Source organism: Massilia psychrophila, assembly GCF_002760665.1.
Classification (GTDB): domain Bacteria; phylum Pseudomonadota; class Gammaproteobacteria; order Burkholderiales; family Burkholderiaceae_D; genus JAFCUW01.
Window position 1 is genome coordinate 297,183 of sequence record NZ_PDOB01000001.1, and the last position, 13,220, is coordinate 310,402.

Genomic DNA, 13,220 nt, shown 5'->3' on the forward strand with positions numbered 1-13,220 from the left:
ATGCCACCGCGCTTCCTTGCGCTTGTGCCGTTGGTCCTGCTGCTGTGCGCAGGGATCGGTCGCGCCGGTGACCCGCGCAAGTCCGGCTTTGACTTCATGAGCCCGTCGACCCAGGCGATGCAGCGCGACGACACCCAGAACCCGGCGATGCTGTGGGTGGGCGGCGGTGCAGCGCTGTGGCAGCGCAAGGCCGGCCGCAGCAATCAATCGTGTGCAAGCTGCCACGGCGACGCCACAGCCAGCATGCGTGGCGTGGCGGCGCGGTTTCCGGCGTTCGATCCGCATACCAACGCGGCCATCGGCCTTGGGCAGCGCATCAACCAATGCCGCGTGCGGCACCAGCAGGCCGAACCCTTGGCGCCTGAAAGCGAAGAACTGCTCAGCGTCGAAAGTTATGTGGCCGTGCAATCGCGCGGCATGCCGCAGGCCCCGCCGCCGGATCCGCGCCTGACACCGGCTTTGGCGCGCGGCGGGCGGCTGTTTGCGCAGCGCATCGGCCAGCTGAACCTGTCGTGCGCGCAGTGCCATGACGCCAACTGGGGCCGGCGGCTGGGCGGCAGCACCATCCCGCAAGGCCATGCGCTCGCCTATCCGGTGTACCGGCTGGAGTGGCAAGGCATGGGGTCGCTGCAGCGCCGGCTGCGCAACTGCATGAGCGGGGTGCGCGCGCAGGTGCCGCGATGGAACGCGCAGGAGCTGGTTGACCTCGAAGTGTACCTGGCGACGCGCGCCAAAGGAATGACACTGGAAGCGCCGGGCGTGCGGCCCTAGCATGTAAAGGAAACCCGATGAACCTATTGATTGTTACGCTGCTCGCTCTGGCAGCATCATCCCACGCCGTTGCGCTTGAAAACGGCCAGCGCCTGTACGCCAGCTGCGCCGGCTGCCACGGTACCGCCGGCCTCGACGCCGGCGGCGGCAAGCTGCTGCCGGTGCTGGCCGGCCAGCCGAAAGACGCGCTGGCGGCCAGCATGCGCGCGTTCAAGGAGGGCACCCGGCCCGCCACCATCATGGGGCAGATCGCCAAGGGCTACAGCGACGAACAGATCGAACAGATTGCCGGCTACCTGGCCGCGCAGCGTTCGACGCAAGCGAAATGAAACGCCGCCAGTTCGTCAAAGGCATCAGCGCCCTGGCCCTGACCCCGCTCGCCGGCTGCGCCAGCACCGCCAGTAGCAGGCGCCGCCAGGTGGTGGTGGTCGGCGGCGGCTTCGGCGGCGCCACTGCCGCCAAATACATCCGGCTGTGGAGCGAGGGTGCAATCGACGTCACGCTGGTAGAGCCGAATCCCACGTTCATCTCCTGCCCGCTGTCAAACCTGGTGCTGGGCGGTTCCATGCAGATGGCCGACATCACGCTTGGCTACGCCGGATTGGCAAGCATTGGCGTGCGCATCGTGCGCGACCGCGCGGCGCAGATCGACTTCGACAAGCAGGCCGTGATGCTGGCCAGCGGGCAGGCGTTGCGTTACGACCGGCTGGTGCTCTCGCCTGGCGTCGATTTTCTGTGGGACCAGCTACCCGGCATGCAGCGGCCCGGCGCGCAGGACACCGTGCTGCATGCCTGGCATGCCGGTACGCAAACCGCGGCCTTGCGCGCCCAGCTGGGCGCAATGGCGGACGGCGGTGTCTTCGCGATGACGATCCCGCCGGCGCCCTACCGCTGTCCGCCCGGCCCGTACGAACGCGCCTGCCAGGTGGCGCATTATTTCAGCCGCGCGAAGCCGAAGTCGAAGGTGCTGATTTTAGACGCCAACGACGATGTGGTGTCGAAGGGCAAGCTGTTCAAGGCAATCTGGGCCACGCGTTACGCCGGCATGGTCGAATACCGCCCCCGCTTCATGACTGCCGATGTCGACGCCGCCGCCCGCACCGCGATTTCCGAACTGGGGGACAAGGTGCAGGCCGCGGTGCTGAACGTCATTCCGCCCCAGCGCGCCGGCAGCATCGCGGCGCAAGCCGGGCTGGCCAACGTCAACAGGCGCTGGTGCGAAGTCGACTTCCTGACCTTCGCGTCGACGCAAGCGGCCAACGTGCACGTGCTGGGCGACGCTATCCAGGCTTCGCCGCTGATGCCGAAATCGGCGCACATGGCAAACCAACACGCCAAGATATGCGCCGGCGCGGTGGTGGACTTGTTGAACGGGAAGTCGCCGAACCCGGCGCCGATGCTGACCAACACCTGCTACAGCTTCGTCACCGATCGCGAGGCCATCCACGTGGCGTCGGTCCACGCCTGGGACGCGGCGGCAAAGACGCTGCTGGTGGTGCCCGGCTCGGGCGGCCTGTCGGGCGCGGCCAACGAACCGGAAGCAGCCTATGCGATGAGCTGGGCCCGCAACATCTGGTCCGACTCGCTGAACCAGGTGCGGTAGCACACGTCGCGCGGGCGGCGGCGTGTGCTACCGCACCGATCATTTGCACGCAACGACGTAATATTGTTCATGTTCCATGTCTGCCGTGGCTGGTTTTTACTTTATAGAAATCACAACGAAAGTAATCATGTCTCTCAATAACGCCGTCGTCTGGATCGATCACACCAAAGCCCAAGTCATTTATTTCGACGCGGATGCGTCCGAGTCCGAGTCGCTCAAGACGCACTCGACCCACCCGCACCCGCACAAGCGCCACGGCGACACCCATGCCGCCGAAGACGACAACACGGTTTTTTTCGACAATATCGCGACCGCCTTGAACGACGCGAGCACGGTACTGGTGGTCGGGCCGGCCCAGGAAAAGAACGTTTTTGTTACCTATTTGAAGGCCAAAGTGCCGGCGCTGGCGGCCAAAATCGCTGCTGTGGAAACAGTGGATCACCCGTCCGACGCGCAATTGCTCACCCATGCGCGCAAGTATTTTGTCAGCACCGGCGGCTTGAAGTAACTATGTAAAGCTGGCGACCGCCTCGTCGCCGGACGCACCCTGACAGAGATTGGTTTCGGTGTGCATTACCGGCAGGCGGTAGCGGTTGCAATACTGGTGCCTAACGACCGCATAGCCGAAAATTTCGCCGGCCGAGCAAGGTGGTGTGCAGCGGCGGGCCATAGCGCAGGAAGCCGATGCCAAGCTCCTGCACCAGGTCGAAATCGCGCCGCCAATGGCGGTAGTGACCGCATTTTCCATCTCGTCCATGCGGACCTTGCCGCCTTGAATGGTCGGGACGCTGTTTTCTATGCCGGTTGCACATATGAAGCCAGGATATGTCGATGCCATTGTCTCGTCCGGCTGGCGCCGCGCGGCCCATCACCGCCGCATCGGTCAAACGACGCCGAGTTTACGTGACCCTGCGTTGTAATTGACCAGGCTTGGCAGCAAGCCGAGCAGGTCGCTGTCGGACACGCCGAGCCAGCTGCCCAGGGTCGCCGCCAGCTGGTCGACCGAGGTACTCGGCAGCAGCCGGCCCTGGCCGACGTCGTCCGGTCCATTGCTGGCGACGACCGGCGCGGTGCCGTAAAAACTCCTGCCCTTAACGGCGCCGCCCAGCACGAAATGCATGCTGCCCCAGCCATGGTCGGAGCCGTCGTTGTTGCCGCTCATGGTGCGGCCGAAATCGGAAGCGGTAAAGGTGGTGACCTTGTCGGCCAGGCCCAGTTCGGCCGTCGCCTTGTAAAAAGCGGCAAGCGCGCCGGCCACGCTCGTCAGCAGGCCGGGATGCGCGGTCAGCATGGCATCGTGGTTGTCGAATCCCCCCAGGGACACGAAAAACACCTGGCGCTTTGCACCCAGCGCCGGCGCCGCCGAGATCATGCGCGCCACCATCTTGAGCTGGTCGGCCAGGCCGTTCGGAGCGGGAAAAACCGTGCCCAGTGCGGCGCTCGACGCCAGCGCGCCCGTCAATACGGTATCGGCGTCGACCGAGCGCTTCGTCACCCGGCTGTATTCGTTTTCCAGCAGGTGCGCACGCGGCTGGCTGACCAGCGCGCGCAGCGCGTCCGAGCAGGCGGTGGAGCCGAACAGCGGCGTTTTCAGGCCGGCCAGCGGCACCGATCAGCCGGTCGACACCTGGTACTGCACCGCCGATCTGCCCGACATGAAGACGGCATTGCCCGACACGTTGACGCAGGTAAAAGTGGCGTTGCCGTTGCCGCTCTCGAACAGGTCGCCGATGCGCCCGCCCCAGCCCGAGGTGGCGCCTTCGGGCGACGACGACTGCCAGACCGACTGCTGGTCGTTGTGAGAAAACAGCTTGGGCGGCAGTTTTACGGACTTGTTGATGTACTGCAGCTTGGTAGTCGGCTGCACCAGGGTGCCGACGTTGAGGATCACGCCCATCTGGCCGGCATCGAACAGCGGCAGCAGCGGCGCCAGTTCCGGCGCCAGTGCGTACTGGTGGGCCGCGCCGAGCCTGTCGAGCGGGGCGCTGGCTGGATTCAAGGCGGTGGCGGCCAGGCTCGCACGGCTGTACGCAAACGACGGGCGCATCTGCTGGTAAGCGGCGTAGCTGGCGCTGTCGTAGGGAACCAGCGTGTTGGCATAATCGTTGCCGCCGTAGAGAAAGACGCACACCAGCGCTTTATAATCACCTGCGTCGCTGGCGGTGGCGGCCGATGCTTCGGCCATCGCCGCCAGATTTAGCGCCCACGGCGCTGCGATGCCAGCCACCGACAGTGCCGAGGCGCGCTTGAGGAAGGCGCGGCGCGAAGCGGCGGTGTCTGGTTTGCTGTGCATGGGAGCGTTCTTCATAGTAACCCTTTACTTTTGGATAATGAATTCCGGCGCGGCCAGCACCAGCGCCGCGTAGATCCGGTTCAGGCGCGCCGAATCGGTGCCGGCGGCCATGCTGCCGATTGCCGTTTGCATCAAGGCCAGCGTGGCGCTTGAGAGCTGGCCGGCGGCCAGCAGCAGGTTCATTTCGTCAAGCAGGGCTTGGGGGGTGTCGGCCAATGGCATCAGGCTGGCGTAATCGGCCTTGACGTCGCCGGCGCCCTTGCTGACCACCGTCTGCATGTAATTGAGGTAGCCGACCACGCTCGACTCATTGGTGAGCTGGAATTCCGGTGCGACCATGCCGGCGCTGGCGATGGCGCTGTTCGGCGGCACATAGCCGGGCCGGAAAAAATTGAATACGCTGCCCGCGCGCAGCGGGCTTTGGCCGAGCCGGGTGGCCGGATCGGACGTGTTGCCCACCGTCCAGCTGTTGTTGACCGAATCGGCCTTGAATGCGCGCGCCCACGCCGCCAGGCGCAATACCGGTTCGCGCTGTTTACCGAACCCGGGCTGGAGCAGGCGGGCCTTGTCGCGCGCCTCGTCGTCCAGCAAGATCGCCTTGATCACCGCTTTCAGGTTGCCCTTGACGCCGGCGCCGTCGTTATTGAAGACGCCGGCCACGCGGGCGACGTAAGCCGGGCTCGGATTACTGCAGACCAGGCGCAAGATCAGCTGGCGGCCGATGAACGGCGCCACGTTGGCATGCGCGAAGATGGCGTCGAGCGCCAGGCGCAAGCTATCCTCGCCGCTTGTCCCGGCCGGGATGGTGCTGCCCAAAAAAGTTTTGCCGGCGCTCTCATGGCGGCTGGCCGTGATCGTCATCGGCCGGCGCTTGAAATCCGGCGTATTGGTATCAAAGCCGGCCAGGTCGTAGTTCCAGCCGGTAAACACGCGCGCCAGGCCGGTGATGTCGTCGAGCGAATAGGTTTCCTGCTGCGCGCCGGCGGTCAGTTTTGGCGTGCCGTCGAGGTTCAGCTGGGCCAGGCCGATGGTAAACAGCTGCATCAGCTCGCGGGCGTAGTTTTCGTCCGGCAGCGCGCCGGTGGTGGCGTTGAATTTGACGTTGCCGCGGAAGGTCAGGTATTCGCCCATCGGCGCGCTGGTCGACACCTGCTGCAGCAAGGTGCGGTAATTGCCGAACGCGTGCGTTTCGAGCAGGTCGAGGTAAGCGGCGGCCGAAAACGTTTTCCAGCCGCCGTTAAAGCCCGCCACCGCGGTCACCAAAATTTCCGACAGCGCCAGCGTGATGCGCTGGCGCAAGGTATCGGGCGACGACAGCATCTTGCGCCAGATGGCCGGGTCGGCGCCGGCTTCGCCGTTCTTGTTGGCCAGCGCGTCGAAGCCTTTCGAGACCAGCCAGTCCCAGCGGGTAGCTGACGCCGCCATGGCGAACTGTTCGTCGAGCCAGCCGCCATAACCGATTGCCTGCACGCGGGCGATCTGTTCGCGGGTGGCGCCCATCGATGCCTGGGCCAGGAAGCGCGACGCTTCGGTGGCAGTGGGGGCGGTCGCGGGCGGCACCGGCACCGGCAGCGGTGCCGGTGCCGGTGAAGGGGTAGAAGTAGAACCGCCGCCGCCGCAGGCGGTGAGCAAGCCGCCAGCCAGCAGGACGGCCAGCACGCCATCGCCGGCGGGGGATGCCGCCTGCGTTTCCTTTGTCAATCCGATATCTTCCATGCGCGCACCCGAAGTTGTCGTTGAAAACCAGGCCAAGGATGCTGATAGTAAAACAGGGTGTTCAAAATTCCTATATACAAGTTGTAAATATCACTACTTAAGCGTTGACGCGACGCCCGCGCTTTTTCCGAGTTGAAACATTTAGGTCAAGCTACTCCGTAGCCGAGTTATACTATTTGCATTTCTTGCAACAACCTGAACGGAAACTCATGATCGACGCCGCGCCTGTCAACAATCCTGTCGAGGACACCGGACCACGCTGGCTGCGCTGGCCCCTGGTGCGCATTCTTGTCGCGACAGGTTTTGTCATGCTGCCCTTCATACTCCTGCAGATCGTCCTGCAAAAACTGCCGATCGACAAACAGCTGATGAAGGTGTGGCCGGCCCTGTTGTCGGCCGCTTGCTGCTATGCGATGTACGTTCTTTACGTGCGCAGAATCGAACGCCGGCCGGTGGCGGAATTGGTGGGTAGCCACGCCGCCGGCGAAACGGGATTGGGTGTGGTGGGCGGATCGCTGCTTTTTTGTGCGACCTTGGGTACCCTGTACCTGGTGGGGGCATACCGGGTGACGACGACCGCGCCCTGGACCGTGATGATCGGCCCATTGTTCGGCATGGTCGTGGTGGGTTTGTTGGAAGAGATCCTTTTTCGCGGCATCCTGTTCCGGATCTTGCAGGGGTGGCTGGGCAGCTGGATCGCCGTGCTGATCTCGGTCGTCATTTTTACGCTGGCCCATGCTCCTAACCAGGGCGTCTCGGCAATTGCCCTGGCCTCGGTGGCGGGGGCTGGACTGCTGCTGTGCGCGGCCTATATGTTGACCGGACGCTTATGGCTCGGCATCGGCATTCACATCGGCTGGAATTTCACCCAGGGCGGCCTGTTTTCGGTGCCGGTGTCCGGCCAACCCGCCAAAGGCATGATCCAGGGCGTGCTAACCGGCCCCAACTGGCTCACCGGCGGCGCCTTCGGGGTAGAAGGATCGGCGCTGGCGGTGGTGGCGGTTATTGCTGGCAGCGCCGCTTTGCTGGCGTACGTGGCGAAAGAGCGGATCGTGGCGCCACCCTGGAAGCGGCGGCCTGTTGCCGAATGAACGCCCCGCCCGCCGTTACGTGATCGGCGCATACCCCTGGGGTCAGTTCCGACATTCGGACACGGCCCCATCCGCTGTCATGCGCTAACGCTGAGATCGTGTCCGAATGTCGGAACTGACCCCGGGGTTTATTTAGAATGTCGGAACTGACCCCGGGTTTATTTCTTACCGAGTTACTTCGATTCCGAATCGTACGACGGCGCCTCCATGCCTTCCTGCGGCACGTCGAGCTTGAGTTCGAGCTGCTCGTTCATGTCGACCTTTTTTTCGATCGACACCAGGTGCGGGAAGGCGATGATCAGGGCGACCATCGCTACTTGGATCAGCACGAACGGGACCGCGCCCCAGTAGATGTCGGTCGTCTTGACTTCCTTCGGCGCCACCGAGCGCAGGTAGAACAGCGCGAAGCCGAACGGCGGGTGCATGAACGAGGTCTGCATGTTTACCCCTAACAGCACGCCGAACCAGATCAGGTCGATGCCGAGCTTGTGGGCCACCGGCCCGACCAGCGGCACCAGGATGAAGGCCAGCTCGAAGAAGTCGAGGAAGAAGGCCAGCACGAAGAACATGATGTTGACCACGACCAGGAAGCCGGTGGCGCCGCCCGGCAGGCTGGTGAGCAGGTGCTCGACCCACAGGTCGCCGTTCACGCCCCGAAACACCAGCGAGAACACGGTCGAGCCGATCAGGATGAAGATAACGAAGCACGACAGCCTGGTTGTCGAGTGCATCGCCTGGCGCACCAGGCTCCAGGACAGGCGCCCGTTGGCAATCGCCAGGATCAGCGCGCCGGCCGCGCCCATGCCGCCGCCTTCGGTCGGGGTGGCCAAGCCGATGAAAATCGTTCCCAGCACCAGGAAGATCAGCGCCAGCGGCGGGATCAGCACGAACACGACTTTTTCGGCCATGCGCGAGAGCAGCGCGATGTTCAGGTGGCGGTTCGCCAGCGCGAACAGGAAGGCAAAAGCGATCGCCACCGCCGCCGAAAAAATGCCCAGTTCGTCGGCGGCCAGTGACGGGTGAAAGGCGCCGTACCAGGCGGCGAAGCCGTAGCCGATGGCCACCGTGGCCGCCAGCAGCGCCAGCAGCGAAACCACGCCGCTGTCGCCGTTGGGCTGCTTCAGGTTGCGCGCCTCCGGCGGCAGCGCCGGCACGTGCAGCGGCTTGAAGATCGACAGCGCCAGCACGTAGCCGGCATACATCAGCGTGAGTATCAGGCCGGGAAAGAAGGCGGCGCGGTACATGTCGCCCACCGAGCGGCCCAATTGGTCGGCCATCACGATCAGCACCAGCGACGGCGGGATGATCTGCGCCAGCGTGCCGGAGGCGGCGATGACGCCGGAGGCGATGCGCTTGTCGTAACCGTAGCGCAGCATCACCGGCAGCGAAATGAGGCCCATCGAAATCACCGAAGCGGCCACTACCCCGGTGGTTGCCGCCAGCAGGGCGCCGACAAAAATGACGGCGTAAGCGACGCCGCCGCGGATCGGCCCGAACAGCTGGCCGATGGTATCCAGCAGGTCCTCGGCCATCCCCGAGCGCTCCAAAATCAGGCCCATGAAGGTGAAGAAGGGGATCGCCAGCAGCGTGTCGTTGGCCATGATGCCGAAGATCCGGTTCGGCAGGGCGTTCAGCAGTTCGGGCTTGATCAGCCCCAGTTCAATGCCGACGAAGCCGAAGAACAGGCCGTTGGCCGCCAGCGAAAACGCCACCGGGAAGCCCGACAGCAGGAAGATGACCAGCGCGCCGAACATGATGGGCGCCAGGTTGGCGATGATAAATTGTTCCATGGTTCCCCAAGGGTGCTTCTATGATTGCGGGCCGGCGCCGATAGCCCTTGCGCACTTGCTTTACTGCAGTTGCTACAACTTGTTGGCCGCCTTGATCGCCTCGATCTCTTGTTGCGGCGTGCTGGCGTGCCTGGCAAATTCGTGGCCGTCGATGTGGCCGGCGAGGAACGCGATGCGCTTGATGATCTCCGAAACCCCTTGCAACACCAAAAGGCCAAAGCCGACCGGTATCAACAGCTTGACCGGCCAGACGATCAGCCCGCCCGCACTGCTCGACATTTCCGCCGTGCTGATCGAATAGCGCGCGAACGGGATGCCGTAGTAGACGATCACGAGGCACACCGGCAGCAGGAACAGCAGGTAGCCGAGCAGGTCGATCCAGACCTGGGTGCGCTTGGAAAAGTGGCTGGTGATGACGTCGATGCGCACGTGCTCGTCGCGCTTGAGGGTGTACGCGCTGGCCAGCATGAACAGGGCGGCGAACAGGTACCACTGGATCTCGAGCCAGCTGTTGGAACTCATCTTGAAGAGGTAGCGCACCAGCGCGTTGCCGGCGCAGATGATCACCGCGATCAGCAACGCCCAGCTCACGGCGTTGGCGATTTTTTCGTTCAGCGCGTCGATCAGGCGCGAGATGGGCATAAACATCGGGCGGCTCCGGCGGGGCTGTGAGATTGCTGGGCGACGGCGAAAGCTATGCCGTCAGGACGCCAGCTGAGCGCGTACGCGGGCGATCGCCTCGCGCACCTGGCGCGGGGCGGTGCCGCCAACATGGTCGCGCGCGGCAACCGAGCCTCCCAATGTCAGCACGGCAAACACGTCGTCGGCTACCAGCGGCGAGAAGTCGCGCAGGCGTTCGAGCGACATTTCCGACAGGTCGCATTTGGCGTCGTCGCAGGCACGCACCGCGCGCGCCACCGCTTCGTGGGCGTCGCGAAACGGCAGGCCTTTTTTGACCAAATAGTCGGCCAGGTCGGTGGCGGTGGCGTAGCCCTGCAGCGCGGCCGCGCGCATCGCCTCCGGCTTGACGGTAATGGCGCCGGCCATGTCGGCGAAGATGCGCAAGGTGTCGACGACGGTGTCGACGGTGTCGAACAGCGGCTCCTTGTCTTCCTGGTTGTCCTTGTTGTAGGCCAGCGGCTGGCCTTTCATCAGGGTCAACAGGCTCATCAGATCGCCGTACACGCGGCCGGTCTTGCCGCGCGCCAGTTCCGGCACGTCGGGGTTTTTCTTTTGCGGCATGATCGACGAGCCGGTGCAGAAGCGGTCGGCGATGTCGATGAAACCGACCCGCGGACTCATCCAGATCACCAGTTCTTCCGACATGCGCGACACGTGCATCATCACCAGCGCGCCGGCGGCGCAAAATTCGATCGCGAAGTCGCGGTCCGAGACGGCGTCGAGCGAGTTGTGGCAGACGTCGTCGAAGCCGAGCGTTTTTGCTACCCGCAGGCGGTCGATCGGGAAGGTGGTGCCGGCCAGCGCGGCGGCGCCCAGCGGCAGGCGGTTGACGCGCTTCCTCGCATCTTGCATCCGCTCGACATCGCGGCCGAACATCTCGACATAGGCCAGCATGTGGTGGCCGAACGTGATCGGCTGCGCCACCTGCATGTGGGTAAAGCCCGGCATGATGGTGTCGGCATGCTGCTCGGCGAGATCAAGCAGGGCGCCGCGCAGCGACTGCAGCAGCAGCACGATGTCGTCGATCGCCGAACGCACGTACAGGCGGATGTCGGTGGCCACCTGGTCGTTGCGCGAGCGGCCGGTGTGCAGCCGCTTGCCGGCGTCGCCGACCAGTTCGGTCAAGCGCTTCTCGATATTGAGGTGGACGTCTTCCAGGTCGAGCAGCCACTCGAAGCTGCCGGCCTCGATCTCGCTTTTGATCTGGGCCATGCCGCGCTCGATGTCGGCGCGATCAAGCACGCTGATGATGCCCTGCGCGGCGAGCATTTCGGCGTGCGCCAGCGAACCTGCGATGTCGACCATCGCCAGCCGGTTATCGAAAAACACCGAAGCGGTGTAGCGTTTGACCAGGTCGGAGACCGGTTCTGAAAAACGCGCCGACCAGGCTTCGCCCTTGTTGGAAAATTGTGCAGTCATGATAGTGGGGCCCTGTTGATTTACCTGATTATAAACAAGGAAGCGGGGCTGGCGTGATTTTTGCCGGGATTTGCCCAATGATCCGGCAGGCGCTCAGCAGATTGGGGGGCGGCGATCATCTTTCGCACCCGCCGAAAATCAGGCATTCCCGATTGCCTAAAGGACGGTAGAATTGGCGTTTTTGGGAGACGCTATTGTCATGTCCAGTCTACAGATCAGTACCGACAGGGGGGAACTCGACGTTCCGCTGATTTACCGGTTCCTCAGCGAGCAATCGACCTGGGCGGTCGGCATCTCCCGCGTCGTGGTCGACCGGGCGATCGAAAATTCGCTCTGCTTCGGCGGCTACGTCGATGGCCGCCAAATCGCCTTTGCCAGGGTGGTTACCGATTTCGCCACCTTCGGCCACCTGGTCGACGTCTTCGTGATCCCGGAATACCGCGGCAATGGCTACGCCAGCGAGCTGATGACGGCGGTGATGAGCCATCCAAGCCTGAAGAGCTTGCGCCGCTTCACCCTTGCCACCGGCAACGCCCACGAACTGTTCGAACACTTCGGCTTCGCGCCGCCGCAGCGCCCGGAGACGCTGATGGAACGCTACTTCCCGAACATCTACCTGTCCTGATTTGAGGTCAGCCCCTGGTGGCGGCCCGCGGTCTCATTGGCCGAGCAGTTTACCGGTGCGGAAGGCCTTGGCGCCGGCGATTTTGCCGACCGCCATGCCGCGCAGCAGGTGGCGGTGGGCGCTGCGCGCAAAGAACACGCCGGCCACCGCGGTGCGCAAGGTGGTGGTCTTGCCGCTGAGCGGATCGATCAGGTCGGCGATGGCGTCACCAAGGGCGAGCATCTCGCCCAGGTTCCGCGTAAACACCAGCACGCCGGCATGCGGGGCGACGATCGGCTCGACCCCTTCGAGCGGCGTCGGCTGGCACAGCGGCGCCGGCAGCGGCTGCAGCGCCATGTCGATCACGCCGCTGTGGGCGAGGAACTGCAGTAAACCCTGCGCGTCCTTGCGCGCGTAGTCATAACTGACGTCCATTTCGCCGCGCAGTTCGATGGTCGTCGACAGGCATGCCGGCGGGATCGGATACCCTGGCCCGAAATGCGCGGCCAGATCCCACCATAGACGGCTGCAGGCTTCGTCGAACGGCTCTTCGCCCGCTTCGAGCGCCAGCAGCACCGCCTGCGCGCCCATCACGGCCGCCAGCGGCGCCACCGCGTCGGCCAGCGGCGTGCCGGTATAAATATGCACCACCGCTTCGTTATCGCAGTGCAGGTCGAGCACGATGTCGGCGTCGATCGCCAGCCCGAGCAGGATTTTCTTGAGCGCCTCGGCGTCGGTGCACGCCCGCCAGGCGGCCACGGACGCGCGCGCGTGGTCGCGCACCAGCGCGACGTTGGCGGCGCAATCGGGCCCGAGCCGGCCTTCGAGCGAGGTTTTCAGGTCCTCGGCCACGTGCTTGTAGGCGCGATTGAAATTGGTACCGGTCGACAGGTCGAAACGGCCGAACGGTGCGCCGATGATCGCTTGCGCCAGCCCCAGCGGATTGGCGGCCGGGACCAGGATCACTTCGCCGAGCAGCTTGCCCTGCGCTTCCAGCGCCGTCAGTTCGGTGCGCAGGAACTGCGCCACCAGCATGCCGGGCACTTCGTCGGCGTGCAGCGCGGCCTGGATATAGACTTTTTTGCCACGGCCTTGTATGCCGAAATGAAAGCTCGCCAGGTGATAGCTCGCGCCGCTCTCGACGCTTGAAATCTGGTGTCGCTGTGCTTGCATGGTGGGCGCCGGTCAGAGAAAAGGTCAAGTGCACAGTGTGGCATACACCTCGGCCCGGCGACAAGCCGGTGGCGCGCGC

Annotated in this window: 12 protein-coding genes and 1 pseudogene; 6 read left to right on the plus strand and 7 right to left on the minus strand. The window is 64.3% G+C overall.

All coding sequences use genetic code 11. The features are described 5' to 3' along the window. The 4 genes from soxA to CR103_RS01440 all read left to right on the plus strand — a co-directional run bounded on the left by soxA (position 1) and on the right by CR103_RS01440 (position 2,882). Positions 1 to 771 (plus strand): sulfur oxidation c-type cytochrome SoxA, encoded by a 771-nt coding sequence (gene soxA, locus CR103_RS01425; protein WP_099914204.1) that lies wholly within the window; start codon positions 1 to 3, stop codon positions 769 to 771. 17 nt (positions 772 to 788) lie between these two features. Further along, positions 789 to 1,100, plus strand: coding sequence for a c-type cytochrome (locus tag CR103_RS01430; protein WP_099914205.1), 312 nt, complete (start codon positions 789 to 791; stop codon positions 1,098 to 1,100). Continuing rightward, on the plus strand, positions 1,097 to 2,374 hold the full coding sequence (locus CR103_RS01435) for an NAD(P)/FAD-dependent oxidoreductase (protein ID WP_099914206.1): 1,278 nt from the start codon (positions 1,097 to 1,099) through the stop codon (positions 2,372 to 2,374). Before CR103_RS01430 ends, CR103_RS01435 begins: the two co-directional genes overlap by 4 nt. Positions 2,375 to 2,501: 127 nt before the next feature. Continuing rightward, positions 2,502 to 2,882 carry a translational machinery protein gene (locus CR103_RS01440; protein WP_099914324.1) on the plus strand — a complete coding sequence of 127 codons (381 nt, stop codon included), beginning with the start codon at positions 2,502 to 2,504 and terminating at the stop codon, positions 2,880 to 2,882. Here the strand turns inward: CR103_RS01440 and CR103_RS23145 are convergent, their stop codons facing one another. The 3 genes and pseudogenes from CR103_RS23145 to CR103_RS01455 form a co-directional block, all read right to left on the minus strand. Next, positions 2,883 to 3,212: a hypothetical protein gene (locus tag CR103_RS23145; RefSeq protein WP_229442595.1), complete on the minus strand. Its 330-nt coding sequence runs from the start codon at positions 3,210 to 3,212 to the stop codon at positions 2,883 to 2,885. A gap of 45 nt (positions 3,213 to 3,257) precedes the next feature. After that, a pseudogene (locus tag CR103_RS01450) lies at positions 3,258 to 4,667 on the minus strand (DUF1501 domain-containing protein). A gap of 24 nt (positions 4,668 to 4,691) precedes the next feature. After that, the gene (locus tag CR103_RS01455; RefSeq protein WP_099914207.1) at positions 4,692 to 6,383 is read right to left on the minus strand and encodes a DUF1800 domain-containing protein; all 1,692 of its coding nucleotides are present in this window, start codon (positions 6,381 to 6,383) and stop codon (positions 4,692 to 4,694) included. Positions 6,384 to 6,592: 209 nt separating this feature from the next. Here CR103_RS01455 and CR103_RS01460 point away from each other — a divergent pair, with 209 nt between their 5' ends. After that, entirely contained in the window at positions 6,593 to 7,474 is an 882-nt protein-coding gene (locus CR103_RS01460; protein ID WP_099914208.1) for a CPBP family intramembrane glutamic endopeptidase, read from the plus strand. A 173-nt stretch (positions 7,475 to 7,647) separates the two neighbouring features. On the opposite strand, the gene CR103_RS01465 is transcribed toward CR103_RS01460, so the two are convergent. The 3 genes from CR103_RS01465 to argH form a co-directional block, all read right to left on the minus strand. Next, on the minus strand, positions 7,648 to 9,264 hold the full coding sequence (locus tag CR103_RS01465; RefSeq protein ID WP_099914209.1) for a TRAP transporter large permease: 1,617 nt from the start codon (positions 9,262 to 9,264) through the stop codon (positions 7,648 to 7,650). Positions 9,265 to 9,336: 72 nt separating this feature from the next. Then, positions 9,337 to 9,906 carry a TRAP transporter small permease subunit gene (locus CR103_RS01470; protein WP_099914325.1) on the minus strand — a complete coding sequence of 190 codons (570 nt, stop codon included), beginning with the start codon at positions 9,904 to 9,906 and terminating at the stop codon, positions 9,337 to 9,339. A 60-nt stretch (positions 9,907 to 9,966) separates the two neighbouring features. After that, positions 9,967 to 11,364 (minus strand): argininosuccinate lyase, encoded by a 1,398-nt coding sequence (argH, locus tag CR103_RS01475; RefSeq protein WP_099914210.1) that lies wholly within the window; start codon positions 11,362 to 11,364, stop codon positions 9,967 to 9,969. A gap of 199 nt (positions 11,365 to 11,563) precedes the next feature. Here argH and CR103_RS01480 point away from each other — a divergent pair, with 199 nt between their 5' ends. Next, the gene (locus CR103_RS01480) at positions 11,564 to 11,989 is read left to right on the plus strand and encodes a GNAT family N-acetyltransferase (RefSeq protein ID WP_099914211.1); all 426 of its coding nucleotides are present in this window, start codon (positions 11,564 to 11,566) and stop codon (positions 11,987 to 11,989) included. 33 nt (positions 11,990 to 12,022) lie between these two features. Here CR103_RS01480 and CR103_RS01485 read toward each other — a convergent pair whose 3' ends face one another. Next, the gene (locus CR103_RS01485; protein ID WP_099914212.1) at positions 12,023 to 13,141 is read right to left on the minus strand and encodes a succinylglutamate desuccinylase/aspartoacylase family protein; all 1,119 of its coding nucleotides are present in this window, start codon (positions 13,139 to 13,141) and stop codon (positions 12,023 to 12,025) included. Between the last annotated feature and the right edge of the window lie 79 nt (positions 13,142 to 13,220).